Here is a 24,412-nt window from a genome sequence, read left to right as displayed (position 1 = left end):
GAGCGGGCAGGTCAGCTCTGCGGCGATTGTTGGTAGAGCACCAGTTTCCAGTCCTGGCCCGCACGGTGATACACCGACGACATGGCTGCGGCGAACGGTTCGTCCTGGCCGTCGCGCCAGCCCTTGCCGGTGTAGACCAGCGCCGCGGTGTCCTCGCCGATCGCGATCAACCGCACATCGCTGATCTCGTAGCGCTGCCATGGTGGCGACTGCCCCAGCGACGACGTCACCGTCGCACGGTCCATCACCATCCCGTTGGCCAGCACCATCACCGCGTCGTCGGTCATCAGCTCGCCGTAGAATTGGTCGCCGGTGCCGTCGCACAGCGACTTCCACCCTGAGTGCTCGAGCGCGAGAAGCTCGTCTGCGAGTTGCGTCATGACCAGAAGGTACCCACGTAGCCTTGCAGCGATGCGGTACTACTACAGCGCCGACCAGATCCGCGACGCCGAGGCCCCACTGTTGGCGGCGCTGCCCGACGGCGGACTGATGCGCCGCGCGGCGTTCGGGCTCGCGACAGCGATCGCCCGCGAACTGGGGGCCACGTCGGGCAGGACCGTGTGTGCGGTGGTCGGCAGCGGCGACAACGGGGGAGATGCGCTGTGGGCGGCGACTTTCCTGCGTCGGCGCGGTGCGCGGGCCGCGGCCGTCCTGCTCAATCCTGAACGTGCGCACCGCAAAGCGCTTGCGGCGTTCCGGCGTGCCGGCGGGCACATCGTCGACACTGTCCCTGCGACAGCCGATCTGGTGATCGACGGGGTGGTCGGCATCTCCGGGTCCGGTCCGCTGCGACCCGACGCCGCGCACGTTTTCGACGCGGTGTCGCGCGCCGGCATCCCGGTGGTGGCGGTCGACCTGCCCAGCGGCGTCGACGTCCACACCGGCGCAGCCGACGGGGCTCACGTCACCCCGGAGCTGACGGTCACCTTCGGCGGCCTGAAACCGGTGCATGGTCTGGGGCAGTGCGGACGCGTCGAGCTGGTGGACATCGGCCTCGACCTGCCGCCCAGCGCGATCAGGGGCTTCGAAACCGAGGATGTCGCCGCGCGCTGGCCGGTCCCCGGCCCCACCGACGACAAGTACACCCAGGGCGTGACCGGCGTGATGGCCGGTTCCGACACCTATCCCGGAGCGGCGGTGCTGTGCACCGGCGCTGCGGTGGCCGCCACCTCGGGCATGGTCCGCTATGCCGGCACGGCCGGTCAGCAGGTTCTCGCCCGTTGGCCTGAGGTGATCGCCACGCCGAGCTTCGCCACCGCGGGGCGGGTGCAGGCGTGGGTCGTCGGCCCCGGCCTGGGGGCCGACGAAACCGCCGCCGCCGCCTTGTGTTTCGCGCTGGAGACCGACCTTCCGGTCATCGTGGATGCCGACGGTCTGACCATCCTGTCCGCGCACCCCGAACTGGTCGACGGCCGCGCCGCCCCGACCGTGCTGACGCCGCACGCGGGGGAGTTCGCCCGGCTGGCCGGTTCGCCGCCGGGTCCGGATCGCATCGCCGATGTGCGCCGCCTGGCCGACCGGCTCGGCGTCACCGTGCTGCTCAAAGGCAACGTCACCGTGATCGCCGAACCGGAGTCCGGCCCCGTCTACCTCAATCTCGCCGGCTCGTCGTGGGCGGCGACCGCCGGCTCGGGTGACGTGCTGTCCGGCGTCATCGGCACGCTGCTGGCCGCCGGGCTCCCGCCCGGGGAGGCGGCCGCCGCGGCGGCCTACGTGCACGCCCGGGCGGCCGAACTGGCGGCCCGCGACCCCGGCCCCGCTGCGGCGCCGACGTCGGCGGCGGCCATCCTGGCGCATCTGCGGACGGCGGTGGGCTCCATCCTCTAGAAAGGAGCCCATGCCCAACGTCTCCCGCCATTCGTCGCTGACTCCCGCCTACACCGGACGGCTGTCCACGTCTCCGCTGCCGGCGCTGCGCCTGCCCGACGAGTCGATGGACCCGGAGCAGACCTACCGCTTCATCCACGACGAGCTGATGCTCGACGGCAGCTCGCGGCTGAATCTGGCCACGTTCGTGACCACCTGGATGGATCCCGAAGCGGGGCAGCTCATGTCGGAGACGTTCGACAAGAACATGATCGACAAGGACGAGTATCCGGTCACCGCGGCGATCGAGCAGCGCTGCGTGTGCATGGTGGCCGACCTGTTCCACGCCGAAGATCTGCGCGACGACGATCCGTCCAGCGCGATCGGGGTGTCCACGGTCGGCTCCAGCGAGGCGGTCATGCTCGCCGGGCTGGCGATGAAATGGCGCTGGCGCGACCGGCTCGCAGACGGGGCCTGGAAAGGCCGCACACCCAACCTGGTCATGGGCTCCAACGTGCAGGTGGTGTGGGAGAAGTTCTGCCGCTACTTCGACGTCGAAGCGCGCTACCTGCCGATGGAGGAGGGCCGCTACGTCATCACTCCCGAACAGGTGCTCGACGCCGTCGACGAGGACACCATCGGTGTCGTGGCGATCCTGGGCACCACCTTCACCGGCGAGCTCGAACCCGTCGCCGAGATCTGTGCGGCGCTGGACACGCTGGCCACCGACAACGGACTCGACATCCCGGTGCACGTCGACGCCGCCAGCGGTGGCTTCGTGGTGCCGTTCCTGCACCCCGATCTGGTGTGGGACTTCCGGCTGCCCCGCGTGGTGTCGATCAACGTCAGCGGCCACAAGTACGGGCTGACCTATCCCGGCATCGGATTCGTGGTGTGGCGCAGCGCCGAGCACCTGCCCGAGGATCTGGTGTTCCGGGTCAATTACCTCGGCGGCGACATGCCGACCTTCACGCTGAACTTCTCGCGGCCCGGCAACCAGGTGGTCGGCCAGTACTACAACTTCCTGCGGCTGGGCCGCGACGGCTACACCACGGTGATGCACACGCTGTCCGACACCGCGCAGTGGCTGGCGCGGGAACTGCGCACCATGACCGGGGCCGACGACAAACCGGTGTTCCAGGTGATCTCCGACGGGGCGGGGATCCCGGTCGTGGCGTTCAAGCTGGTGGAAGGCACCAAGTACACGGTGTTCGACGTGTCGGCGATGCTGCGGAGCTTCGGATGGCAGGTGCCCGCGTACACGATGCCCGACGACGCCACCGACGTCGCGGTGCTGCGGGTCGTGGTGCGTGAGGGGTTCTCGGCGAACCTCGCGCGGGCGCTGCGCGACGACATCGTCAAGGTGCTGGCCAAGCTGGACCAGGTCGGCGTCGGCGGGTTCGCCGACGAGCAGCATTTCGCCCACTGAGCACCGGCTGGGACAATCGTGGGCGGTGACCACGACGATGAACGATTCCGCGGCCGGGTGCACCGCGTCGATCGACCTCGACGCGATCGCCCACAACGTCGCTGTGCTGCGCGAAAAGGCCGGTTCAGCGGCGGTGATGGCAGTGGTCAAGGCCGACGGTTACGGGCACGGCGCCCCTGAGGTGGGTCGTGCGGCGCTGGCCGCCGGGGCCGCCGAGCTGGGTGTGGCCACGGTGTCCGAAGCCTTGGCGCTGCGCGCCGCCGGTATCACCGCGCCGGTGCTGGCCTGGCTGCACCCGCCGGGCACCGACTTCGGGCCCGCGCTGGCTGCCGACGTCCAGATCGCGGTGTCGTCGCTGCGACAGGTCGACGAGGTGCTCGACGCGGTCGCCCGCACGGGCCACACCGCACGGCTGACGGTCAAGGTCGACACCGGGTTGAGCCGCAACGGCGTCGCGCCTGCGCAGTATCCAGCGGTGCTGGACGCGCTGAGCCGCGCGAGCACCGACGGCGCGGTCGACGTGCGCGGCCTGATGTCCCACCTGGCCCACGGCGACGAGCCCGCGCACCCGTTCAACGACATCCAGGCGCAGCGGCTCACCGAGATGGCCGCTCTCGGCCGGGCTCGCGGCGTGGGTTTCGACGTGGTGCACCTGAGTAATTCGCCGGCGGCGCTGACCCGTCCGGACCTGGCCTTCGACCTGGTCCGTCCCGGCATCGCGGTCTACGGACTCACGCCCATCCCCGAGCGTGGGGCCATGGGGCTGCGCCCGGCGATGACGGTGAAATGCCCGGTGGCGCAGGTCCGTTCGATTCAGGCCGGCGACGGCGTGTCCTACGGTCACACGTGGATCGCGCCGCGCGACACCACGCTGGCATTGATTCCGGCCGGCTACGCCGACGGCGTGTTCCGCACGTTGAGCAACCGGTTCGAGGTGCAGATCAACGGACGCCGCTACCCCAACGTCGGCCGGGTCTGCATGGACCAGTTCGTCGTCGACCTCGGGCCCGGGCCCGTCGAGGTCGCCGCCGGCGACGACGCGATCCTGTTCGGGCCGGGCGATCACGGCGAACCGACCGCCCAGGAGTGGGCCGAGCTGCTGGGCACCATCAACTACGAGGTGGCGACCAGCCCGCGCGGACGCATCGGGCGCAGCTACCGCGGAGGCGGGAGCCGGTGAGCGCACGTGCGGGTTGGCTGGCCGGGGCGGCCGGGCTGGCCGCCGTCGGCTCGGCCGCCGGTGTGACGGCCGCGCGGTCGCTGCGGCGTCGCCTTACCGTGGACGACCCGCACCGGGACGAGGATTTCGAGCTGCTCGACGCCGACCGCAGCAGTGTGGTCGCCACGATCGACGGTGTGCCGCTCGCCGTGCGCGAAACCGGGCCCCAGGACGCGCCGCTGACGGTCGTGTTCGCGCACGGCTTCTGCCTGCGGATGGGCGCGTTCCACTTCCAGCGCGCGCGGCTCACCGAACAGTGGGGACCCCAGGTTCGGATGGTGTTCTACGACCAACGCGGTCACGGACTCTCCGGCAATGCGCCCCCGGACACCTACACCGTCGAGCAGCTCGGCCAGGATCTCGAGAGTGTGCTCGCGGTGACGGCGCCCCGCGGCCCGGTCGTCCTGGTCGGCCACTCCATGGGCGGCATGACGGTGCTCTCGCACGCCCGCCAGTATCCGCAGCGTTATCCCACCCGGATCGTCGGCGCGGCGTTGATTTCGTCAGCGGCCGAGGGGGTTTCGCGGTCTCCGCTGGGGGAGATCCTGAACAATCCCGCGCTGGAGGCGGTCCGGTTCGCCGCGCGGTACGCCCCGGGGATGGTGCACCGGGCGCGCGGGGCCGCGAAGATGGTGATAGGTCCGGTCCTGCGGGCGGCGTCCTACGGCGACGACGCGATCAGTCCCAGCGTGGTCGCGTTCTCCGAGCGGATGATGCACGACACGTCGATCACCACGCTCGTGGAGTTCCTGCACGCACTCGAAGTCCACGACGAGACAGCAGGTCTGGAAACGTTGAGCAAGATACCCACCCTGGTCGCCTGTGGTGATCGCGACATGCTCACTCCGTTGGAGTACTCACAGCAGATGGCGCGGGCCATGGCGAAGTCGGAACTGTTGATCGTCGGTGGCGCAGGCCATCTGGTGCAGTTGGAACGTCCGGAGGTGATCGACGATGCGCTGGTGCGTCTGGTCGAGCGCGCGACGCCGTCGAAGTTGGTGGCGTTGACGCGGCGGGTGCGGGAGCGGGTGTGGTCTCGTGACTGAGTCCTCCGGCACCGCAGAACTGCTCACCGCCGATGACACCGTCGCGCTGGGCGCGCAGCTCGGTGCGTCGCTGCGGGCCGGCGATGTGGTCGTGCTGTCGGGTCCGCTCGGCGCGGGAAAGACCGTGCTGGCCAAGGGGATAGCGCAGGCGATGGATGTCGAGGGTCCGGTGATCTCGCCGACGTTCGTGCTGGCACGTGTGCACCGGGCGCGCCGGGCCGGGATGCCGGCGATGGTGCACGTCGACCTCTACCGTCTGCTGGACCAGGAGTCGGTGGACCTACTCGCCGAGTTGGATTCGCTGGACCTCGACACCGACCTCGATGACGCCGTGGTGGTCGTCGAGTGGGGCGAGGGTGTGGCCGAACGGTTGTCGGACAGTCATCTCGACATCCGGTTGGAGCGTAGCTCGGACACCGAGGCGCGCACCGCGATGTGGAAGTGGAGTCGCCCGTGAACCGGCTGGTCCTGGCCCTCGACACGGCGACGCCGGCGGTCACCGCCGGGGTGGTGCGGATGGCAGACGGTGGAGTCGAGGTACTCAACGAGCAGGTCACCGTCGACGCCCGCGCCCACGCCGAACGGTTGACGCCGAACATCGTCGCCGCCCTGCGTGAGGCGCAGGTCCACGCCGAGGATCTCGACGCGGTCGTCGTCGGGTGCGGACCGGGGCCGTTCACCGGCCTCCGGGTCGGGATGGCCACCGCCGCCGCCTACGGTCACGCGCTCGCCATCCCGGTGCACGGTGTGTGCAGCCTGGACGCGATCGCGGCGCGCAGCGCGGGGGAGGTGCTCGTCGTCACCGATGCGCGTCGCCGCGAGGTGTACTGGGCGCGCTACCGCGACGGGGTGCGCGTCGACGGGCCCGCCGTCAACGCTGCGACCGAGGTCCCCGCGGGCGCCGGCGCCGTTGCCGGATCACGCGAGCACGCCGCGCTGTTCGACCTCGAGCAGCTGCCCGCGGTCTATCCGACGGCTGCGGGATTGGTTGCCGCAGTGGCAGACTGGACCGGCGATCCCGATCCACTGGTGCCGCTGTATCTGCGGCGCCCGGATGCCAAGCCGCAGGCGGCGTCGCGATGATCGCGCAGTACGGACCGCTGACGCCGAACGATGCGGCGCGCTGCGCCGAGCTGGAAGCCCAGCTGTTCGACGGCGACGACCCGTGGCCCGAGCGTGCGTTCCTCGCCGAACTGGCGGCCAAGCACAACCATTACGTCGCAGCCCGGGTGGACGACAAACTGGTCGGCTATGCCGGTATCGCGCGATTGGGCCGGATCAGACCGTACGAGTACGAGATCCACACCATTGGTGTCGACCCGGCCTACCAGGGCAAGGGGATCGGCCGGCAACTGCTCGACCGCCTCCTCGAATACGCCGACGGCGCAACGGTGTTCCTCGAGGTCCGCACCGACAACGCGTCGGCGATCGCGCTCTATGAGAGCGCCGGATTCAGCCGGGTCGGGCTGCGTAAGCGCTACTACCGGGTCAGCGGCGCCGACGCCTACACGATGAAACGGGAACGGCAATGATCATCCTGGCAATCGAGAGCTCCTGCGACGAAACCGGTGTCGGCATCGCCGACCTCGCCGACGACGGCACCGTCACCCTGCTGGCCGACGAGGTCGCCTCCAGCGTCGACGAGCACGCCCGCTTCGGCGGCGTGGTGCCCGAGATCGCCTCGCGCGCCCATCTCGAAGCGCTCGGCCCGACGATGCGCCGTGCGCTGGCCGCCGCCGACGTCGACCGGCCCGACGTCGTCGCCGCCACCATCGGCCCCGGACTGGCCGGTGCACTGCTGGTGGGAGTGGCTGCGGCCAAGGCGTATTCGGCGGCCTGGGGTGTGCCGTTCTACGGCGTCAACCATCTGGGCGGGCACCTGGCCGCCGACGTATACGACCACGGGCCACTGCCGGAGAGCGTCGGGCTGCTGGTGTCGGGCGGTCATACGAGCCTGTTGCACGTGCGCTCGCTCGGGGAACCGATCGTCGAACTCGGGTCCACAGTGGACGACGCCGCCGGGGAGGCCTACGACAAGGTGGCCCGGCTGCTCGGCCTCGGCTATCCCGGCGGGCGAGTGCTGGACGAGCTCGCGCGGGAAGGGGACCGCGACGCGATCGTGTTCCCGCGCGGCATGACCGGACCGCGCGACGATCCGTACGCGTTCAGCTTCTCCGGCTTGAAGACCGCCGTGGCGCGGTATGTCGAACGTCATCCCGAGGCGCGCAGCGCCGACGTGGCCGCGGGCTTCCAGGAGGCCGTCGCCGACGTGCTGACCTCCAAGGCGGTGCGGGCCGCCGAACACCTCGGGGTGTCGACACTGCTGATCGCCGGTGGCGTGGCGGCCAATTCGCGGTTGCGCGAACTGGCGGCGCAGCGCTGCGAGGAAGCCGGTCTGACGCTGCGGATTCCGCGTCCACGGTTGTGCACCGACAACGGCGCGATGATCGCGTCGTTCGCCGCCCACCTGATCGCCGCCGGCGCCTCGCCGTCCCCGCTGGACGCTGCCAGTGATCCGGGGCTGCCGGTGGTGCAGGGTCAGGTGGCGTGAGCGGGCCTGCAGACAAGCTCGCCGTCACCGAGCTGCTGTACCGGTATGCCGAGTTGATCGATGCCGGGGACTTCGACGGTGTCGGTCAGCTATTGGGCCGAGGGCAGTTCATGGGCGTGGCCGGCGCGCACGACATCGCGGCCCTGTTCGCCCACACCACGCGTCGCTTTCCGGAGCACGGCAACACCCCACGCACCCGGCACCTGGTGCTCAACCCGATCGTGGAGGTGAATGGCGATGTCGCAGAGGCACGCTCGACGTTCTGCGTCGTGCAGGCCACCGACACGGTGGGTTTGCAACCGATCGTGGTCGGCCGCTACCGGGACACCTTCGCCCGGGATGACGCCGGCTGGTACTTCACCGACCGCCACGTCGACGTCGAGATGCTCGGCGACGTGTCGGATCACCTGCTGATCGACCCGCGCCGGTACAGCTAGCCGGCTCAGCCGGGGATGTGCCACGGAGGGTCGGCGACCGCGGGGTCGGCCACCGGGCGACCGGGACCCATGACGACGCACTGCTTCACCGGCACCAGATGGGAGCTGAACCCGCGGGGCACATACTTGGTCACTCCCACGCAGCGCTGCCAGGTGCCGTCGGGCTGCACGGGGCTGTCGCACTTGCTGAGGAATTGCCCGCCGTAGTGACAGCCCGCGCCGGCAGACGGCGCGAACGTCACCACACCGGCGCCCATCAGCAGGGCGCTCAGGACTCCGATGATGCAGCGCTTCATGGTGGCCTCCCATCGGTGACGGTACCGGTCGGCACCCGTGTTCCCCTGCGCCTTCCGACTAAAACGGCGGCGGATCGTCGCCGTAGTCGGGTGGCGGAACGAGGTGGTCACCGTCGGACGGTGCCGCGCTCGCACCAGCAGCGGTCGCCCGGTCGAGTTGTCGTTGGATGGCATTCCGACGACGCTCGGCCGTGATGCGGTAACGGCGGCTGTCGCTACGTCGGCGGCGCCGACGGGGCATCTTCAATGCACGCCGCGGGTCTCGCAGCGGAGACGACGGTACCGGGTCATCGGGTTGCGGCCCGTCTCGCGACGGTGGAGTCGTGGTGTTCCAGCTTGGAAACAACAGGCCCGACAACGGAGTGGTGGTGTAGGAGTGCCCGGTGGGAGAGGTGACAGTGACGCTTCCGTCGGGGCGCTGGGTATCGGACCAGCCTTCCCAGAAGGTCTTGACCAAGTGATGAATCCTGCAGTAACACTTGGTGTTCGAAGGATGCGTGGGTCCTTCCGGCCAGGGTCGGGTGTGGTCGATGTCGGCCGTGATCGCGGGCCGGTCGCACCCGGGTACTCGACAGGTCAGGTCTCGGGTTCGGACGAACCGCGCGAGCGCCGTCGAGGGCCGGTACCCCTCGCAACCCTCGACCGAGCCGGCGTCGGGAACCAGACGGACCGTCGCACCGTGCGCGATCAACTGCGCCAGCAGAGGCGCGGGCACGATGCCGTTGCGCATGCCGGGGATCAAGCCGGGCTTGCGCGGAGGCGCCGGCGTTTCGTCACGCTCGGTGTCCGCCATCGTGATGAGCCCGTCGAGCCTGGGGTCGGGCGGTTGATCCAAGCTCTGCTGTTCGGCCACGACGTTGACGACGAAGCTTGTCGCCCGACCGTCGTCAAGCGCGGCTGAGCATGCGGGGTTGCCGCAGCGGCACGCGAGGTGCGCGGATCCCGCAGCCAGCGCGCCGAAAGCGTCGGCGCGGCGCTGATCCATGGTGCGTGGATCGTCCTCGCAGACAGCGGTGATCATGGCCGCAAACCGCTGATTGGCCAGAGCGGCGTCGGTGGTCGCCAGTCGTCCGTAGATGCTGACGGTGCCGGCGCGGTCCTCCCAGTCGCCGATGGTCAGCGAGCGCCCCTTCTGGCGGATGCGGGTGCGCCGCACGGCGTCGGGATCGTATGTGTCGACCCACATATCGATGGCCAGCTCGAGCTTGTTCTTGGACAGTGTTCCCCACGCCGGGGCATTTTCGGCGATTTGGGCGTCGACCGCGGCCAGGGCGTCGTCGTCGGCGATGAGCTTGGTGCGGTGGACAATGGCAACGGCCATCGCGGCCGAAATCTCGCCGGCCAGGAATCGCGCGTTCGTCCTCGGCAGCCGATTGCGGAGCGCCAGGGCCACATCGATCTGGGCCAACGCGAATCCATGGCCGACGGCCAGCGCGCAGGCGATCTCGGCGGCCGCGCTGTCCCAATCGTCACAGGCCCAGTCGGGATGCTCCGGGTCGGAGCATCGCCGTCGCGCCAGCTCGGCAATCGCCGAGAACTTGCGGGCCTCGGCGGCCGCTGCGGCTCGCGCCCAACCGCTCACGGCGTCGATGAGCTCGCCGTCGCTCACGTCCCGCAGTTGCGCGGGACCCGGCAGGTAAGAGTCGAACACGTGTTCGAGACTAGCGATGCCATACGACAATATGCTGCGCTGTCGCAACCCAACCTTGAGTGCTAGCACTCTCGTGTATAGAGTGCTAGGTGGCAGTCGGTCCACCCGTGTGTCGACACCCGCGACGACGGCGCGTGGGCGGACACCGGCCGCCGAGAAACACACCTACATCAGCGAAAAGTGAAGGGGCTCCATCGTGGCGAGCGTGAACATCAAGCCACTCGAGGACAAGATCCTCGTTCAGGCCAATGAGGCCGAGACCACGACCGCTTCCGGTCTGGTCATCCCCGACACCGCCAAGGAGAAGCCGCAGGAAGGCACCGTCGTCGCAGTTGGCCCCGGCCGCTGGGATGAGGACGGCGAGAAGCGGATTCCTCTGGACGTGTCGGAGGGCGACGTCGTCATCTACAGCAAGTACGGCGGCACCGAGATCAAGTACAACGGCGAGGAGTACCTGATCCTGTCGGCCCGCGACGTGCTGGCTGTCGTCTCCAAGTAACCGACGATCGTGTTCCGCCCCGGACTTCCCGCATCCCTGCGGTGATGTCCGGGGCGGCGCGCGTCTCAAAGGAAAGACACACAAACTCTCATGAGCAAGCAGATTGAGTTCAACGAGACCGCGCGTCGCGCCATGGAGGCGGGTGTCGACAAGCTCGCTGACGCGGTCAAGGTGACCCTCGGTCCCCGTGGCCGGTTCGTCGTGCTCGCCAAATCGTGGGGCGGCCCGACGGTCACCAACGACGGCGTGACGATCGCGCGTGACATCGACCTGGAAGATCCCTTCGAGAACCTCGGCGCCCAGCTGGTCAAGTCCGTGGCGACCAAGACCAATGACATCGCCGGTGACGGCACCACCACGGCCACCGTGTTGGCCCAGGCCATGGTCAAGGCCGGTCTGCGCAACGTCGCCGCGGGCGCCAACCCGATCGCCCTCGGCGCCGGCATCTCCAAGGCCGCCGATGCGGTGTCCGAGGCGCTGCTGTCGGCCGCCACCCCGGTCGACGACAAGAAGGCCATCGCGCAGGTCGCCACCGTGTCATCGCGGGACGCCGAGGTCGGCGAGCTGGTCGGCGAGGCCATGACCAAGGTCGGCACCGACGGCGTCGTCACGGTCGAGGAATCCTCCACGCTCAACACCGAGCTGGAGATCACCGAGGGCGTCGGCTTCGACAAAGGCTTCCTGTCGGCGTACTTCGTCACCGACTTCGACAGCCAGGAAGCGGTGCTCGAGGACGCGCTGGTGCTGCTGCACCGCGAGAAGATCAGCTCGCTGCCCGACCTGCTGCCGCTGCTGGAGAAGGTCGCCGAAGCCGGCAAGCCGCTGCTGATCGTCGCCGAAGACGTTGAGGGCGAGGCGCTCTCGACGCTGGTGGTCAACGCGATCCGCAAGACCCTCAAGGCCGTCGCGGTCAAGGCGCCGTTCTTCGGGGACCGCCGCAAGGCCTTCCTCGACGACCTCGCCGTCGTCACCGGCGGCCAGGTCGTCAACCCCGATGTCGGCCTGGTGCTGCGTGAGGTCGGCCTCGAGGTGCTCGGCACCGCCCGGCGCGTCGTCGTCGACAAGGACAGCACGGTCATCGTCGACGGTGGCGGCACCCAGGAGGCCATCGACGGCCGCAAGTCGCAACTGCGCGCCGAGATCGAGACCAGCGATTCCGACTGGGACCGGGAGAAGCTCGAGGAACGGCTGGCCAAGCTGGCCGGTGGTGTCGCGGTCATCAAGGTCGGCGCGGCCACCGAGACGGACCTGAAGAAGCGGAAGGAAGCCGTCGAGGACGCCGTCGCCGCAGCCAAGGCCGCGGTGGAAGAGGGCATCGTCGTCGGTGGCGGTGCAGCATTGGTGCAGGCGCGCAGCGCGCTGGACAAGCTGCGCGAGACGGTCTCCGGTGACGAGGCGCTCGGCGTCGAGGTGTTCGCGCAGTCGCTGTCGTCGCCGCTGTACTGGATCGCCACCAACGCCGGCCTCGACGGCTCGGTCGTGGTGAACAAGGTTTCCGGACTGCCTGCGGGACAAGGCTTCAACGCCGCGACCCTGGAGTTCGGCGACCTCGTCGCCGACGGCGTCATCGACCCGGTGAAGGTCACCCGCTCCGCGGTGGTCAACGCGGCATCGGTGGCCCGCATGGTCCTGACGACCGAGACCGCGATCGTCGACAAGCCGGTCGAGGAAGAAGATCACGGGCACGGCCACGGCCATCACGGCCACGCTCACTAGTTAGTCACGAAGCACCCCCGGTCCCGTTGGGCCGGGGGTGTTTTCGTTTGGGAAAGGCCGCGAATTTTCGAGTGGACCTCGAGGTCGAGTCGTCGCACCTGAGACGCCGCATAGGGAAGTGTTCATGCCAGCCATGCGGATGCTCACCGTCGACTATTCAATGGTTCGATTTTTTGCACCCCCCTGGTCGATCGACGCCTTCAGCCTGTAGGCGAAGTTGTTAGGAGCAGCGTCGCCTAGGGAGCCCAAGCTGCGTCGTAGACGTTTTGGTATACCGGTAGGGATACCTTCTGGTATGATCAATCTGCGGCTCGAGCCCGCCAGGCCAAGAACCCCTTGGCCATCGAGCCGTCCACCCAAGCCCAGGGTGAAAGGAAGAGAAGAGATAGCAGTGAATAGCCCGAAACCGCACCGCAGCAACCCCAAAGGAGGTGAATCGAAATGATGAACGTTACTGACCTGGCGGCGTTTCAGAAGGCTGAACGCCGGACCGTGTTGGCTCAGGCAAAGTTGACGCCCTCTGAGTCGGCTGATCTTGACAGGTTTGTCGAGTTCTGCAGAGACCATGGAGTTCCGGACGCGACTCGTTCATCTGCGATTCGCGCCCTAGTACTCGATGGCCTACAGGTGTTCAAGGACGAAAGACCCACCTGATAGACCTGCGGCGTTGACCGGCCGCATGGTGGCACTGACTCACGCCGAGTCGGAAAGCCATAAGACGGTCCGCGAGAAAGGGGCGCGATGACGCAGCCCGTCTCTAGTGAAGACCCCCACGACGACGAATCAGGAGGCAAGAAATCCGAGAGCGCCCCGGATGCGACTCTGCAGGCGTTCCACGAACGTAACCGGAAGCACAAGCGGAGGCTCTTCGACCGGATGGCCCAAGGAGTGGCGTTCGGTAGCGGCAAGGAAATCGGTGAGACCTTCACCGAAGAGCACGGCCTTTACGAGAGGATGCTCGAGTTTTTTGAGCGGCTGCAGGACGACCTCCCCTTCCTGTGACCCGTCACTCGGCCTCATGCGCTCGGTAGCAGCTACTTGATCGACGGAAGCCCGCGTCACTGGGACCCCAGCCCCCAGTAGTGCGGGTTTTTCCTTCGTCTACGCGGATAAGCGCCTTTGCCAGAATGATCTCGTAGTCGACGTGAGCAGTCCGGCGGCTCTGTTGGTAGATCAGTGGTTCTCCCTCGATGGCGTATCGACGGCCGCGCCACTCGACCGCGGATGCCTAGGCAATCAACGCCTTACACGTTCTGAGGCCACGCGTCGGCGTCGTGCAGGCCGTGCCGATACGGATCGGTGTGTGTCAGCTGCCGATTCAGTCAGGCCCCCCGCGGCGGGGCAGTTCGGCTATGGACACTCTGCGCTTGAGCTGCTGGCCGCACTGCTTGCAGGCGAAGGTTGTCACAGATTTGGACACCGTGTTCTCGTGCTCGCACTTGAAGCACTGAACTGTCGAGTACTCAACCGCGGGTGGGTCCGTGGGTCGCGCCGCCCGCCGTGCTTTCGTCTGCGGGACGGCCGACGCTGACGCTTTGCGTCTCAGTGGTTGGCCGCACTGCTCGCAGGTAAAGCTCGTCACGGACTTGGACACCTTCTGCTTGTGGTCGCACTTGAAGCATTGAACTGTCGAGTACTCAATTGCGGTGGCTTCAGTGAGTCGCGCCTTCGGCTTTTGGGCTTTCGTCTGCGGTTTCGGCCGCATCTGTTCGTCAGATGCGATCTTGTTCGATTTGCGCCTGTTGCAGCGCCAGCACAGAGTCTGCAGATTGTCAGGCGTAGACAAGCCGCCCTTGGAGACGGGGACGATGTGGTCTACCTCTAGAAGGAGGTGGGGCTGCTCCGCGAGGGACACAGAGCAGTACCGGCAGGTGTGGTTGTCACGTTCCTTGATGGAGTTTCGCAGCTTTGAGGTCATCAGAGCGCGCTGGCCAGCAGCACTTTTTCGCCACCGGATCTTCTGCGAAAGGGTCTCGATAAGCGCGTCGATCGTCGGGGTATCAAACGTGACGGACGAGCGCTGCGAGCTGTTCCCACCGGCACTCACGTACTCAAAGACGTACACCGGGTAGGGAACCGTGATCGGCGAAAGCTCTACCCCGACGTGCTCCATGAATTCGCCTGCGTAGTGCTTCAAAATGAATGCAGGCGGGCTGATCGATTGAGTAATGCTCTCCTCACGCTGCTGGAGGTTGTAGACAGCCTCCTCCAGGCGCGCGATGTCGTCGCCCAAGTTTTCGACCTCTGCGAGATGAGTCTCGTCAGCCTTGATGTCGAAATACTTCATCACGTACTTCAGGGGCTCTGCGCTGGCGTTGCGCACCACTTGCAAGGAACAGTTATGCACGTTCGGTGCGTGATAATTCGCCACGTTCCGATCCCGGCGGTAATTCCAGTAGCTCGTGTTCTCGAACGTGGCTAGATGCGCCATTGACCCGGTATACGAAGCGCCGAGTTCGAACGTTCCGCGGCTGCGGATCTCGGCAACGTAGTGGGCTAGTTCGTTGTGCTCGGCAACAAACGATGCGATCCGTTTCTTGTGCGCTAGGAACTCTTCGCTTGCAAAATACCGCTCTTTGAGGATGTATCGGCCAATCAGATACGAGCCCCAACCCGCGAGCACGAGGCCGCCGATAATCAGGAGAGCTTCCATACCGTTCGGTTCCTTCCCGCGAGTCACCGTGAATGATAGGGCTTTGGCCAATCGCGTCACGCGCGGTCACGCGATTTGAACGTGCCTATTGATGCCAGATCTGCGGACAGCACCTGCAGTTGTGCTCTGCCGGATAGGTTCTCAGCGTGAATGTGAACACTAGATACACCGAGTTCGATGTCACCCCGCACGTCGAGACGACTGCGACGGTTAATGGAAAAGGCGAAATAACCCACACGTCGGTAATGCTGTTCCCTTACGGAGATCAAGAACAACGCTCTGAGGGGGAGAATTGGTTGCAGCACAGCCCGGTAGTGATGCTCATGTCGCTTGAGGAAGCCGAGGTCTTGGCCCGCGTCTTAGCTGCGGCTGTGAAGGATGCCCGAAATGGAAGCTTTGACACGATCGACCGCGATTAGCTTCGGTACGCGATAGGGGCCGGTCGCTGGTAAGCCGAGCCCGACAATCACAGCGAGCGCATAGCGGATGAAACGCGTGAAACCGGGGCCTGGTTCGAGCGACCAGGCCCCGGCTGTAACTGTCAGGCGACGTCGTAGCCGCGAAACCACACCGGCCTCGTTCACGAAGCCGATACCGATACGAGAAGTAGCGCGGATCCAAGTGCTGGACGGCCGGGAAGCGCTCGGCAGTGGTGCCCTTGCGCTGAAGGCACTTAACGTGACCCGACGGGATACCTCAGATCAGGTCAGGCTCACAGCCCGCAAGATCGGCACCGAGGCGGTGCTGTTTCCCCAGATGGGGCACAGCATGATGCTGGAACCAAGGTGGCGGGACGTCGCCGACCACATTCGGGAATGGCTCGAGAACCCCGGTCTGTAAGAGCTGGAGTCGAATGGGTCAAGCGCTCTGGACCCCGACGATGACCACAGCCCTAGGTGTTCGGTATCGACGGGCGAGGTGACGCTGTTCAGGGCACCACGACGGCGCGTCCGCGCACCTTGCCGTCGGCCAGATCCCGATAGGCCCGGGCCGCATCGTCGAGCGAGTACGTCGTCGTCTCCACGTGCACCAGGCCCCTGGCGGCCAGATCCATCAACTCGTTGAGCTCGAGCCGCGATCCCCAGTACGTCGTCTGGATGCTCACCTCGTAGGGCTGGGAGAAGAAGGACAACGGCACGGAGCCGCCGGCGATGCCGACGATCGTCACATCGCCGAGTGGTCGCGCGGCCGTGCGAGCCAGCTCGATGGTCTGCTCGGCTCCCACGAAGTCCAGCAGCACGTCGGCGCCGCGGCCACCGGTCAGTTCTCTGATGGCTTCGCCGGCCTGATCGCCGGACAGCACCACGTCGTCGGCACCCATTTCGGTGGCCAGGTCTAGCGCTTCCCGACGATTGTCGACCGCGATCACGTGGGCGGCTGTGGTCGCCTTGAGGAGCTGCAGGGCCACGTGACCCAGACCGCCGACTCCGATCACCACCGCCGTGGCGGTCGGCGTCAGCTTCGCCCACGAACGCCGGATGGCGTGGTACTGGGTCAGACCGGCATCGGTGAGGGCCGCCGCGGTCGACGCTTCGAGTGATTCGGGCAGTTTGACCAGCGATCGCTCGGCCGGTACCAGCAGATACTCAGCCATGCCGCCGTCCATCCCGAGCCCGCCGCCTCCGCTGATGACCGGCGCCGACAGCGGATCCTCGCAGTAGTTCTTCGCGCTGAGCGCACAGCGTTCGCACCGGCCGCAGCCCCAGGGCCCGTACACCGCGACCGCATCGCCCTCGGCGACGGCGTGGACACCGTCGCCGACGGAGTCGACCCAGCCGGCGTTCTCGTGCCCGAGGGTGAACGGGGGAGTCCACGGCATCATCCCAGCGTCGAAGTCATGCAGGAGGTGCAGATCGGAGTGGCAGGCGCCCGCGCCGCCGATCTTGACCACCACCTGGCCCGGGCCCGAGGGTCGGCTTGGGCACCTCGAAGAGTTCCGGCTCGCTCTTCCAGATCGTCAGCCGCAGTGCCTTCATGGTCAGCCCTCGCTCGCTCCGTTGCCCGTGATCGCTGTGGACCCGATGTTAGAACCGGCAACGGCTGTGCCTGGGGCAAATTGCGGCAGAGCCGCTACGGCAGGAGCGTGGCTACCTTTCTCTGCAACTCTGCCCGGGAGGTGATCAACCGTTCCGGCCGCACTTTGTTCGACAACATGTGCTGTGGTTTTCGTCCGAGGAAGAAGGCGATGCGTTCAGCGTTGGCGCCGCTAGGGTGGGGTAAGCCTGTCAGCACTCGGTTTGGGTCGATGTCCATCCTTTCGGCCGCGAATTCGAGGGCACGGCCGACGATCGGCCCCAGTGGTACGAAGACCGCCTGACGGAGTTCCGATGCTTGCTTTAGGAACCCGGACGTCAGTTGTTCACGGAGTAGCGGGGTAGTGAACATCGATGGCGTGCCCGAATAATTCGCTCCGTCAACAAAGACGGGAAAGCACAGGGCCGAGGTGAAGAACGCGATCTCGGCGTCGTCGCCCCAGAGTGAGGCAGTGGACCTGATCTCGAGCAGTCGATTGACCTTGATCGAATCGAGCATCGCGACCAGGTTGGCCCGCATCGGTCCGGAAAAGCTGGCAAGGACCTTGACGGACGCGAGGGTGTCCATCTCATTGAGACCGGCGCGGAGACACCGGCGGGTCTCGATCCAGGCGTTGCGCATTTGCTGCCGACCGGGCGTAAGACCGACGATCGCGATGCGAGCGTCGACGTTGACCGGGGCGCTTGGAAAATATGCGATATCGATTCTCTTTACGCTGGCTTTGCCCGCGGCAATCCTCAGACGCCTCGGTTGTTCGATCTCGGCGGCGAACTCGGATTCGGGCATGTCGCGCAGTATGGGCCCGAAGTGGGAAAAGACGTGCGTCCGCATGGCACCAATATGATGCGGTGAACGCCAGACGAATGTGGAGCGATTCGACTATCCGGGTTTCCCCGCAGGATCGATCGGCGTGTAGGAGAGCTCCCCGTCGAGCTCGTTGCGCCAGGCCAAACCCATCTGGACGAGCTCCTCGGCGGCGGCGGTGTGTTCGGCCGGCACCTCCGGCTGATGGGCGATCACTTCGGCGGCGGCGTGATGACGCGCGTCGGTCCGCGAGTCTGCCTGCACCGCCGCCAGCCAGCGCTGACGCGGTTCAGCCTCGTTGTCGGGGTCGTCGGCGGGATCGTCTGGTGCTTGGCTCATGCCCTGTCGATTTGACGCCGGCCGCCCGAACGAAACCGACCGTTGAGAGGCCGGTTTTGCCCTCGTCCGCGCGACGGTATAGCCTGGCGGCGTGAACATCGGTGTGTGCGTCGGCTATTGGCGCTTTATCAAGGCTCCGGGCGGAGCCGATAAAGCGCAGCGCTAAGCACGCATCCACCCGGAGCCCAGGCAGTGACCAGCAGGTCGCTGCCTTTCGTCATTAAAGGGCACCGGACCAGTAGGTGCCCGTCATCAGGAAGGCACCTCCCCATGAATCTGGCGCAGATCGCCACCCCGCCCGCCACCTCGGACCGGCGTATCCGGCGATTCACCGAGATTCCCAGCCCGCACGACGTGCTCACCGAGTTCCCGCTGGGTGCCCGGCGCGCCGAACGGGTCGCCCGAGACCGCGACGAGATCGCCGACATCCTCGCCGGCCGCGACGACCGTCTGCTGGTCGTGGTGGGTCCGTGCTCGGTGCACGACCCGGCCGCCGCGCTGGACTACGCGAGCCGGCTGGTGAAGGTCGCCGAGGAACTCGGTGACCGCCTGAAGATCGTGATGCGCGTGTACTTCGAGAAGCCGCGCACCACGATCGGGTGGAAGGGCCTGATCAACGACCCGGGCATGGACAACACCTTCGACGTCGCCCGCGGCCTGCGCATCGCGCGCCAGCTGCTTCTCGACATCATCGACATCGGCCTGCCCGTGGGCTGCGAGTTCCTCGAACCCAACAGCCCGCAGTACATCGCCGACGCTGTGGCGTGGGGTGCCATCGGTGCGCGCACCACCGAATCGCAGGTGCACCGCCAGCTCGCCTCCGGGCTGTCGATGCCCGTGGGCTTCAAGAACGGCACCGACGGCAACATCCAGGTCGCCGTCGACGGGGTGAAAGCCGCTGCGGCGCAACACGTCTTCTTCGGCATGGACGACATGGGCCGCGGCGCGGTGGTCAACACCGAGGGCAACGATGACTGCCATGTGATCCTGCGCGGCGGCACCGACGGCCCGAACTACACCGCCGACGATGTCACGGCGACGGTCGCCAAGCTGACCGCGGCCGGTCTGCCCGGCCGCGTCGTGATCGACTGCAGCCACGCCAATTCCGGCAAGGATCATGTCCGTCAGGCGGCGGTGGCGGGGGAGGTCGCGCAGATGGTGCGCGACGGTCTTCCGGTCAGCGGCGTGATGCTGGAGAGCTTCCTGGTGGCCGGCGCGCAGGCCCCCGAGGCGCTGCCGTTGACCTACGGACAGTCGGTCACCGACAAGTGCATGGATTGGGCCAGCACCGAATCGGTGCTGCGGGAGCTGGCGCGCCGCGCATAGGCCGGATTTGAGGCAATCGCCTCATGTGGGCGGGGGTGTCCGGGCTGCACGCTACAGCCCATGAACACCAACAACACTCCCCGCTCGGCGGCCGCGCAGGTGGCCGATACCCCGACTCTGCCCGGCGGAACCGATGAGACCGTCACCGGCTTCGGCGTGATGGGCCTGCCGTTCGCCAGCGGCCACTATCTGGCCTACCGCGATTTCCCGGCCGCGTCGTTCCTTCCCGGCGCGGCCGGGTACCGGTCGGTCTGGCACCGCGCCCCGGACGGGGCGTGGACGTTCTACGCCACGACCCCGGCCGAACACAGTTGCGCCCGGTACTTCAGCGCGGCCACGTCCAACGGCGCAGTCGAATGCCCCATCGAGACCACCTGGACCGGCGACTACACGCTGACGATCGACATTCCCGACGTCCTGCACTGGACCGTCGACCTGCAGGACACCGCCGCCACCCGCATCCTCACCACCGTCGCGACCCGGCTACCCGACGGCACCTGGACGAGGACCGGCGCGCTCGGGGTCATCGGCCGACTCGCCGGCACCGTGTTGGGCGCAGGGCAGGTGCGGCTGGCCGGCACGATGCCCAACGGGCAGCACTTCCGTATCGCTCCGCGCCGGATGTGGGCGGTGCGCGACAGCCGCGCGCAGCTGCGGGGCGTCCACCTCGGGAGGATCGCGCCGCTCCCCGAGCAGGCGTCTCTCGGGGACTTCCGGGCGCCGCAGCGCGGTCTGGCGGTCATCGCCCAGGGGCGTTTCGATGCGTTCGACCCGACCCGACACCGCAGCGCCGCCGATCTGGCGACTTGACGTGTCCGCGGCTGGTTTCAGGCGCACACTCGAACCGATGAACGCGGCAGGCCCGACGAGGGCTGAGTTGCTCGCGGCCCTGTCGGTGGCCGTGGACCTCGGCTTGGGTCAGCCCGCCGAACACATGTTGCGCTCGGCGCTGATCGGTACCCGGATCGCCGACCGGCTGGGGCTGACCCCCGCGCAGCGCGACTGCGTCTACTACACGGCGTTGGTGATGTGGATCGGCTGCCATGCCGACTCCCACGAATACGCGGGCTGGTTCGGCGACGACATCGCGGTGCGCCGCGACTCCTACACCGTCGACTGGGCGGGCCTGCCGTACTACCGGTTCATTCTGGCCAATATCGGTCGGGGACAAGCGATCACCCGGCGGATGCTGACCGTCGCGTCGTTGTTGGCCGGTGCCCGCACCCGGCTGATCCAGTTGATCCACTCGCACTGTGCCTCCGCGTCGTTGCTGGCCGAGCGGATGGGTTTGAACGCTGACGTCCAGCAGGCCCTGGGGTTCACGTTCGAACGGTTCGACGGCGGTGGACTGCCGCACGGCGCGGCCGGCGATGACCTGCCGATCGCCATCCGCGTGGCACAACTGTCGGACATGGTCGAGGTGCACCACCGCACGCTCGGAATCACCGGGGCCGTCGCGATGGTCAAAGCCCGTCGTGGGGGTCAGTTCGATCCCGCAGTGGCCGATGTCTTTCTCGACGGCGCGGAGCAGATCCTGGCCGGACCGGCCGTCGGCGACAGCTGGCGGGCCGCGCTGCACGAGGCACCCGACCGGCACGACCACCTCGCCGATGCGGAACTGGACGGCATGCTGCAGGCACTCGGCGAGTTCGTCGACCTGAAATGCCCGTTCACGCTGGGCCATTCCGGCGCAGTCGCCGACCTCGCCGCCGCTGCGGCGGCGGCCGCCGGACTGGATGACACCGGAGCCACGATGCTGCGTCGCGCCGGCTACGTCCATGACCTCGGCCGCATCGGGGTGTCGAACAAGGTCTGGTCGAAGGCGTCGGGACTGACCCCCGGGGAGTTCGAACACGTCCGTCTACATCCCTACCTGACGGTTCGAATCCTCAGCCGCATAACGGGTTTGGCCGAGGTTGCCGTGCTGGCAGGCAACCACCACGAGTGTGTGGACGGCTCCGGCTATCCGCGCGGTGTGGCCGGACCGGCGTTACGGATGCCCGACCGGATCCTCGCCGCAGCTGTGAGTTGTCAGGCGGCACTGGAGCCCCGGCCGTACCGGCCGGCCATGTCGGCCGACGACGCCGAGCGTCGGCTCACGGAACGGGTGCGGGCAGGAGAGCTCGACGCGGCCGCCGTGAATGCCGTGCTGCACGCTGCGGGGTGGCCGACGAAACCCGGGCCGGCCCGGCCAGACGGTTTGACACCCCGCGAGATCGAGGTGCTTCGGCTCGTCGCGCGGGGCGCATCGAACAAGGAGATCGCCGCAGCGTTGGTGATTTCGGAGAAGACGGCGCGCAACCATGTGGAGCGGACCTACACCAAGATCGGAGCGTCCAACCGCATCGGCGCCAGCATGTATGTCCTACAGAACGGACTGGTGAAGTGAAATGCGATCAACTCTCGGCCGCGCAGCGGCTCTCGTCTATGGAATCCTCTGTTACGCAGCGTTTGTCGTCGCGTTTCTGTACGCCGTCGGGTTCGTGACCGGTATCGGCGTACCCCGCACGGTGGATCGCGGCATCGAGTCGCCTCTGACCGAAGCGGTCCTTGTCAACCTCATGCTGTTGGGCGCCTTCGCCGTTCCGCACAGCGTGATGGCCCGCCCCGGTTTCAAGAAGCGGTGGACTCGCATCGTGCCGCCCGCGATCGAACGCAGCACGTACGTATTGGTCTCCAGCGCGCTGCTGGGATTGTTGTTCTGGCAGTGGCGCACCATGGATGTCACGGTGTGGCACATCGAACCGCCCGCCGCGCGGGCGGTGATCTGGGTGATCGCCGCGGCCGGTTGGGCGACGGTCGTGACGTCGACCTTTATGCTCAGCCACGTCGAACTGTTCGGTCTGCGTCAGGTATTCGACACCTGGAGGTCCGGAAAACCCGATGACGCGAACCACTTTCGCACGCCGATGCTGTACCGGTTGGTGCGGCACCCGTTGATGCTCGGCTTTGTGGTCGCGTTCTGGGCCGCACCGACCATGACCGCGGGCCACCTGCTGTTCGCCGCTGCGAGCACCGCCTACATCTTGGTCGCGCTGCGGTTTGAGGAACGGGATCTGATCGCCACCCTCGGCGATCAGTACCGTCGATACCGCGGCGACGTCCCTATGCTGATACCGCGACCGGCTCAGGCGCTGCGGCGAATCCCGCGCTTGAGCAGCAACTCCCGTTCGGACTCGCTGAGCCCGCCCCAGATCCCGTAGGGCTCACCGACCGAGAGCGCATGACTGCGGCACTGGGCGATCACCGGGCATTGCCGGCACATTTCCTTGGCGCGCATTTCCCGTTGGGCGCGGGCCCGCCCACGTTCACCGTCGGGGTGGAAGAACATCGAGGAATCGACGCCTCGGCAAACACCATGCATCTGCCAATCCCAGATATCGGCATTCGGACCGGGCAGCTGTTGCGGCTGTGGCATTGGAAAACCCCTCTCTGTCCACCCTTTTCGCGTACTCAGTGGACGCGTGAGTTCTGGATCGAACCGAGCACAGTCGCCGATGACCACTCGTGCACTCAACGTAGAAGGGCTACGGATTTTCCGTCAATACCTTGGCGGTGTGCTCAACCGCATATCCGCAGGCAGAAAATTTACCTCACGTTCATCCTTGCGCAGTTTGCGCGTCGAGAACGATGCTAGGCAACGTGATTGCGCAACCAACGGAACCGCTGTTTTGGCTGTTCAGTTCGACATCTGTCAAGTAGCTAATTCGATGCACAGGAATGGCCGTAAACATTGCCGTAACACGGCATCCACAAATTGTTAACTGACGCGCTCTGCAAATTTCCCCGGCTGATAGCGTCGCGCACCGATGAACACCGCTGCCACCGCCGAGCTGGAAGACGCGGCGTTCGGTCGTAGCCCCGGTCGGTGGCCGCTGCCGGACGCCTGCCGCGCGCACGATCTCTGGCTGCGTGCGGTCGCCGCGGCAGGGCAGGGCCGGTATGCCGGCGCGCTGGCCGATCTGGCCGTCGTGCTCCGTCGGACAACCCGCGGTCCGCTGGCGTCGCTGGCGCACAGCACTCGGGCCTCGTTCCTGCGGCAGCTCGGTTGGCACGAGAGGGCGCGCACCTTTGACGGGCGCGCGTGGGCACTCTCCGGCGGGGTCGGCGAGCCGGCGGCCGACGCACTGATCGGTCTGGCCGCCGACGCGCTCGGGGTGGGTCGCTTCGCCGCATCCGAGCGCGCCTTGGCGCGCGCCGCCGACGTCGTCGCCGAGACGCACGTCGCGCGGTTGCCGGTGCGGCTGGCGTGGGTGTCGGCCGAACTGGCGATGGTGCGCGGTGACGGCGCGCGCGCAGTGGACTTCGCGCGGCAGGCGGTGGACCTCGCAGAGGCCACCGGGTCGGTCCGCCACGACGTCAAGTCGAGGGTCGTCCTGGCCGCGGCCCACTGCAGCGCGGGAGACCTCGACAGCTCGCGACGGGTGGCCGACGCGGCGCTGGCGGCCACCGAAGACCTGAGACTGGCTCCGCTGCGGTGGGCAGCGGCGAGTCTGCTGGCCGACATCGGCAGCAACTCCTACGCCGAGGCGCAGGTCACGGCCCTCCGGGACCGCGCCGCAACTGACGTAATCAGATGGGGCGGCGTGTGGCGTTCACGGTAACG

Annotated in this window: 26 protein-coding genes and 1 pseudogene; 19 read left to right on the top strand and 8 right to left on the bottom strand. The window is 67.2% G+C overall.

Annotated features, from left to right (window positions below; translation table 11 throughout):
- Positions 1-11: 11 nt before the first annotated feature.
- A complete protein-coding gene (locus ACQI46_RS00510; protein ID WP_427092000.1) occupies positions 12-380 on the bottom strand; it encodes a nuclear transport factor 2 family protein in 369 nt (122 codons plus the stop codon).
- 31 nt (positions 381-411) lie between these two features.
- Here ACQI46_RS00510 and ACQI46_RS00505 point away from each other — a divergent pair, with 31 nt between their 5' ends.
- The 9 genes from ACQI46_RS00505 to ACQI46_RS00465 are packed head-to-tail and all read left to right on the top strand — an operon-like array spanning position 412 to position 8,488.
- Complete coding sequence (locus ACQI46_RS00505; protein ID WP_427091999.1) at positions 412-1,827, top strand: NAD(P)H-hydrate dehydratase; 1,416 nt, start codon at positions 412-414, stop codon at positions 1,825-1,827.
- 10 nt (positions 1,828-1,837) lie between these two features.
- Positions 1,838-3,235 carry a glutamate decarboxylase gene (locus ACQI46_RS00500; protein ID WP_427091998.1) on the top strand — a complete coding sequence of 466 codons (1,398 nt, stop codon included), beginning with the start codon at positions 1,838-1,840 and terminating at the stop codon, positions 3,233-3,235.
- Positions 3,236-3,272: 37 nt separating this feature from the next.
- Positions 3,273-4,415, top strand: coding sequence for an alanine racemase (alr, locus tag ACQI46_RS00495; RefSeq protein WP_427092756.1), 1,143 nt, complete (start codon positions 3,273-3,275; stop codon positions 4,413-4,415).
- The gene (locus ACQI46_RS00490; protein WP_427091997.1) at positions 4,412-5,500 is read left to right on the top strand and encodes an alpha/beta fold hydrolase; all 1,089 of its coding nucleotides are present in this window, start codon (positions 4,412-4,414) and stop codon (positions 5,498-5,500) included. Before alr ends, ACQI46_RS00490 begins: the two co-directional genes overlap by 4 nt.
- Positions 5,493-5,957 carry a tRNA (adenosine(37)-N6)-threonylcarbamoyltransferase complex ATPase subunit type 1 TsaE gene (tsaE, locus tag ACQI46_RS00485; protein WP_427091996.1) on the top strand — a complete coding sequence of 155 codons (465 nt, stop codon included), beginning with the start codon at positions 5,493-5,495 and terminating at the stop codon, positions 5,955-5,957. Before ACQI46_RS00490 ends, tsaE begins: the two co-directional genes overlap by 8 nt.
- Entirely contained in the window at positions 5,954-6,583 is a 630-nt protein-coding gene (tsaB, locus tag ACQI46_RS00480; RefSeq protein WP_427091995.1) for a tRNA (adenosine(37)-N6)-threonylcarbamoyltransferase complex dimerization subunit type 1 TsaB, read from the top strand. The genes tsaE and tsaB overlap by 4 nt, the downstream gene beginning before the upstream one ends.
- On the top strand, positions 6,580-7,032 hold the full coding sequence (gene rimI / locus ACQI46_RS00475) for a ribosomal protein S18-alanine N-acetyltransferase (RefSeq protein WP_427091994.1): 453 nt from the start codon (positions 6,580-6,582) through the stop codon (positions 7,030-7,032). Before tsaB ends, rimI begins: the two co-directional genes overlap by 4 nt.
- Complete coding sequence (tsaD, locus tag ACQI46_RS00470; protein ID WP_427091993.1) at positions 7,029-8,051, top strand: tRNA (adenosine(37)-N6)-threonylcarbamoyltransferase complex transferase subunit TsaD; 1,023 nt, start codon at positions 7,029-7,031, stop codon at positions 8,049-8,051. The genes rimI and tsaD overlap by 4 nt, the downstream gene beginning before the upstream one ends.
- Positions 8,048-8,488, top strand: a complete 441-nt coding sequence (locus ACQI46_RS00465; protein WP_427091992.1) for a nuclear transport factor 2 family protein — start codon at positions 8,048-8,050, stop codon at positions 8,486-8,488. Before tsaD ends, ACQI46_RS00465 begins: the two co-directional genes overlap by 4 nt.
- Positions 8,489-8,493: 5 nt before the next feature.
- On the opposite strand, the gene ACQI46_RS00460 is transcribed toward ACQI46_RS00465, so the two are convergent.
- Entirely contained in the window at positions 8,494-8,784 is a 291-nt protein-coding gene (locus tag ACQI46_RS00460) for a CDGP domain-containing protein (protein WP_427091991.1), read from the bottom strand.
- A gap of 58 nt (positions 8,785-8,842) precedes the next feature.
- Complete coding sequence (locus ACQI46_RS00455) at positions 8,843-10,435, bottom strand: DUF222 domain-containing protein (RefSeq protein WP_427091990.1); 1,593 nt, start codon at positions 10,433-10,435, stop codon at positions 8,843-8,845.
- A 196-nt stretch (positions 10,436-10,631) separates the two neighbouring features.
- Between ACQI46_RS00455 and groES the strand changes: the two genes are divergently transcribed.
- From groES to ACQI46_RS00440, 3 genes are all read left to right on the top strand, one after another.
- The gene (gene groES / locus ACQI46_RS00450) at positions 10,632-10,934 is read left to right on the top strand and encodes a co-chaperone GroES (RefSeq protein ID WP_003929249.1); all 303 of its coding nucleotides are present in this window, start codon (positions 10,632-10,634) and stop codon (positions 10,932-10,934) included.
- A 90-nt stretch (positions 10,935-11,024) separates the two neighbouring features.
- Positions 11,025-12,650: a chaperonin GroEL gene (groL, locus tag ACQI46_RS00445; protein ID WP_427091989.1), complete on the top strand. Its 1,626-nt coding sequence runs from the start codon at positions 11,025-11,027 to the stop codon at positions 12,648-12,650.
- 741 nt (positions 12,651-13,391) lie between these two features.
- A complete protein-coding gene (locus ACQI46_RS00440; protein ID WP_427091988.1) occupies positions 13,392-13,652 on the top strand; it encodes a hypothetical protein in 261 nt (86 codons plus the stop codon).
- 712 nt (positions 13,653-14,364) lie between these two features.
- Here ACQI46_RS00440 and ACQI46_RS00435 read toward each other — a convergent pair.
- Positions 14,365-15,303, bottom strand: a pseudogene (locus tag ACQI46_RS00435) (HNH endonuclease); the annotation flags it as partial.
- Between the two features lie 146 nt (positions 15,304-15,449).
- On the opposite strand from ACQI46_RS00435, the gene ACQI46_RS00430 reads away from it, so the two are divergent.
- Complete coding sequence (locus ACQI46_RS00430; RefSeq protein WP_427091987.1) at positions 15,450-15,722, top strand: hypothetical protein; 273 nt, start codon at positions 15,450-15,452, stop codon at positions 15,720-15,722.
- A gap of 259 nt (positions 15,723-15,981) precedes the next feature.
- Positions 15,982-16,143 (top strand): hypothetical protein, encoded by a 162-nt coding sequence (locus ACQI46_RS00425; protein ID WP_427091986.1) that lies wholly within the window; start codon positions 15,982-15,984, stop codon positions 16,141-16,143.
- A gap of 88 nt (positions 16,144-16,231) precedes the next feature.
- Here ACQI46_RS00425 and ACQI46_RS00420 read toward each other — a convergent pair whose 3' ends face one another.
- The 3 genes from ACQI46_RS00420 to ACQI46_RS00410 all read right to left on the bottom strand — a co-directional run bounded on the left by ACQI46_RS00420 (position 16,232) and on the right by ACQI46_RS00410 (position 18,480).
- Positions 16,232-17,197: an NAD(P)-dependent alcohol dehydrogenase gene (locus ACQI46_RS00420; protein WP_427091985.1), complete on the bottom strand. Its 966-nt coding sequence runs from the start codon at positions 17,195-17,197 to the stop codon at positions 16,232-16,234.
- Positions 17,198-17,373: 176 nt separating this feature from the next.
- On the bottom strand, positions 17,374-18,123 hold the full coding sequence (locus ACQI46_RS00415; RefSeq protein WP_427091984.1) for a hypothetical protein: 750 nt from the start codon (positions 18,121-18,123) through the stop codon (positions 17,374-17,376).
- Between the two features lie 93 nt (positions 18,124-18,216).
- Positions 18,217-18,480 (bottom strand): hypothetical protein, encoded by a 264-nt coding sequence (locus ACQI46_RS00410; protein WP_427091983.1) that lies wholly within the window; start codon positions 18,478-18,480, stop codon positions 18,217-18,219.
- Positions 18,481-18,750: 270 nt separating this feature from the next.
- Between ACQI46_RS00410 and ACQI46_RS00405 the strand changes: the two genes are divergently transcribed.
- The 4 genes from ACQI46_RS00405 to mddA are packed head-to-tail and all read left to right on the top strand — an operon-like array spanning position 18,751 to position 23,009.
- On the top strand, positions 18,751-19,806 hold the full coding sequence (locus ACQI46_RS00405; RefSeq protein WP_427091982.1) for a 3-deoxy-7-phosphoheptulonate synthase: 1,056 nt from the start codon (positions 18,751-18,753) through the stop codon (positions 19,804-19,806).
- A gap of 60 nt (positions 19,807-19,866) precedes the next feature.
- The gene (locus tag ACQI46_RS00400; RefSeq protein ID WP_427091981.1) at positions 19,867-20,616 is read left to right on the top strand and encodes a hypothetical protein; all 750 of its coding nucleotides are present in this window, start codon (positions 19,867-19,869) and stop codon (positions 20,614-20,616) included.
- Between the two features lie 37 nt (positions 20,617-20,653).
- On the top strand, positions 20,654-22,195 hold the full coding sequence (locus ACQI46_RS00395; RefSeq protein ID WP_427091980.1) for an HD domain-containing phosphohydrolase: 1,542 nt from the start codon (positions 20,654-20,656) through the stop codon (positions 22,193-22,195).
- Between the two features lies 1 nt (position 22,196).
- Positions 22,197-23,009: a methanethiol S-methyltransferase gene (gene mddA / locus ACQI46_RS00390; RefSeq protein WP_427091979.1), complete on the top strand. Its 813-nt coding sequence runs from the start codon at positions 22,197-22,199 to the stop codon at positions 23,007-23,009.
- Here mddA and ACQI46_RS00385 read toward each other — a convergent pair.
- On the bottom strand, positions 22,934-23,224 hold the full coding sequence (locus tag ACQI46_RS00385; RefSeq protein ID WP_427091978.1) for a WhiB family transcriptional regulator: 291 nt from the start codon (positions 23,222-23,224) through the stop codon (positions 22,934-22,936). The two genes, mddA and ACQI46_RS00385, sit on opposite strands and share 76 nt — an antisense overlap.
- A 391-nt stretch (positions 23,225-23,615) precedes the next feature.
- On the opposite strand from ACQI46_RS00385, the gene ACQI46_RS00380 reads away from it, so the two are divergent.
- Positions 23,616-24,410: a hypothetical protein gene (locus ACQI46_RS00380; RefSeq protein WP_427091977.1), complete on the top strand. Its 795-nt coding sequence runs from the start codon at positions 23,616-23,618 to the stop codon at positions 24,408-24,410.
- Positions 24,411-24,412 lie beyond the last annotated feature (2 nt).

Origin of the sequence: Mycobacterium sp. SMC-4 (genome assembly GCF_050205565.1) — a bacterium.
Lineage (GTDB): Bacteria > Actinomycetota > Actinomycetes > Mycobacteriales > Mycobacteriaceae > Mycobacterium.
This window is presented reverse-complemented; position numbering and strand designations above follow the sequence as displayed.

Bases quoted from the DNA above. Each gene is read 5' to 3' on its own strand.
- ACQI46_RS00440 (WP_427091988.1), top strand. From the start codon at position 13,392: ATGACGCAGCCCGTCTCTAGTGAAGACCCCCACGACGACGAATCAGGA.
- groL (WP_427091989.1), top strand. From the start codon at position 11,025: ATGAGCAAGCAGATTGAGTTCAACGAGACCGCGCGTCGCGCCATGGAG.
- rimI (WP_427091994.1), top strand. From the start codon at position 6,580: ATGATCGCGCAGTACGGACCGCTGACGCCGAACGATGCGGCGCGCTGC.
- ACQI46_RS00510 (WP_427092000.1), bottom strand. From the start codon at position 380: ATGACGCAACTCGCAGACGAGCTTCTCGCGCTCGAGCACTCAGGGTGG.
- ACQI46_RS00395 (WP_427091980.1), top strand. From the start codon at position 20,654: ATGAACGCGGCAGGCCCGACGAGGGCTGAGTTGCTCGCGGCCCTGTCG.
- ACQI46_RS00505 (WP_427091999.1), top strand. From the start codon at position 412: ATGCGGTACTACTACAGCGCCGACCAGATCCGCGACGCCGAGGCCCCA.
- ACQI46_RS00380 (WP_427091977.1), top strand. From the start codon at position 23,616: ATGAACACCGCTGCCACCGCCGAGCTGGAAGACGCGGCGTTCGGTCGT.
- ACQI46_RS00500 (WP_427091998.1), top strand. From the start codon at position 1,838: ATGCCCAACGTCTCCCGCCATTCGTCGCTGACTCCCGCCTACACCGGA.
- ACQI46_RS00460 (WP_427091991.1), bottom strand. From the start codon at position 8,784: ATGAAGCGCTGCATCATCGGAGTCCTGAGCGCCCTGCTGATGGGCGCC.
- ACQI46_RS00410 (WP_427091983.1), bottom strand. From the start codon at position 18,480: ATGAGCCAAGCACCAGACGATCCCGCCGACGACCCCGACAACGAGGCT.
- ACQI46_RS00415 (WP_427091984.1), bottom strand. From the start codon at position 18,123: ATGCCCGAATCCGAGTTCGCCGCCGAGATCGAACAACCGAGGCGTCTG.
- ACQI46_RS00400 (WP_427091981.1), top strand. From the start codon at position 19,867: ATGAACACCAACAACACTCCCCGCTCGGCGGCCGCGCAGGTGGCCGAT.
- alr (WP_427092756.1), top strand. From the start codon at position 3,273: ATGAACGATTCCGCGGCCGGGTGCACCGCGTCGATCGACCTCGACGCG.
- mddA (WP_427091979.1), top strand. From the start codon at position 22,197: ATGCGATCAACTCTCGGCCGCGCAGCGGCTCTCGTCTATGGAATCCTC.
- tsaD (WP_427091993.1), top strand. From the start codon at position 7,029: ATGATCATCCTGGCAATCGAGAGCTCCTGCGACGAAACCGGTGTCGGC.
- ACQI46_RS00385 (WP_427091978.1), bottom strand. From the start codon at position 23,224: ATGCCACAGCCGCAACAGCTGCCCGGTCCGAATGCCGATATCTGGGAT.
- ACQI46_RS00405 (WP_427091982.1), top strand. From the start codon at position 18,751: ATGAATCTGGCGCAGATCGCCACCCCGCCCGCCACCTCGGACCGGCGT.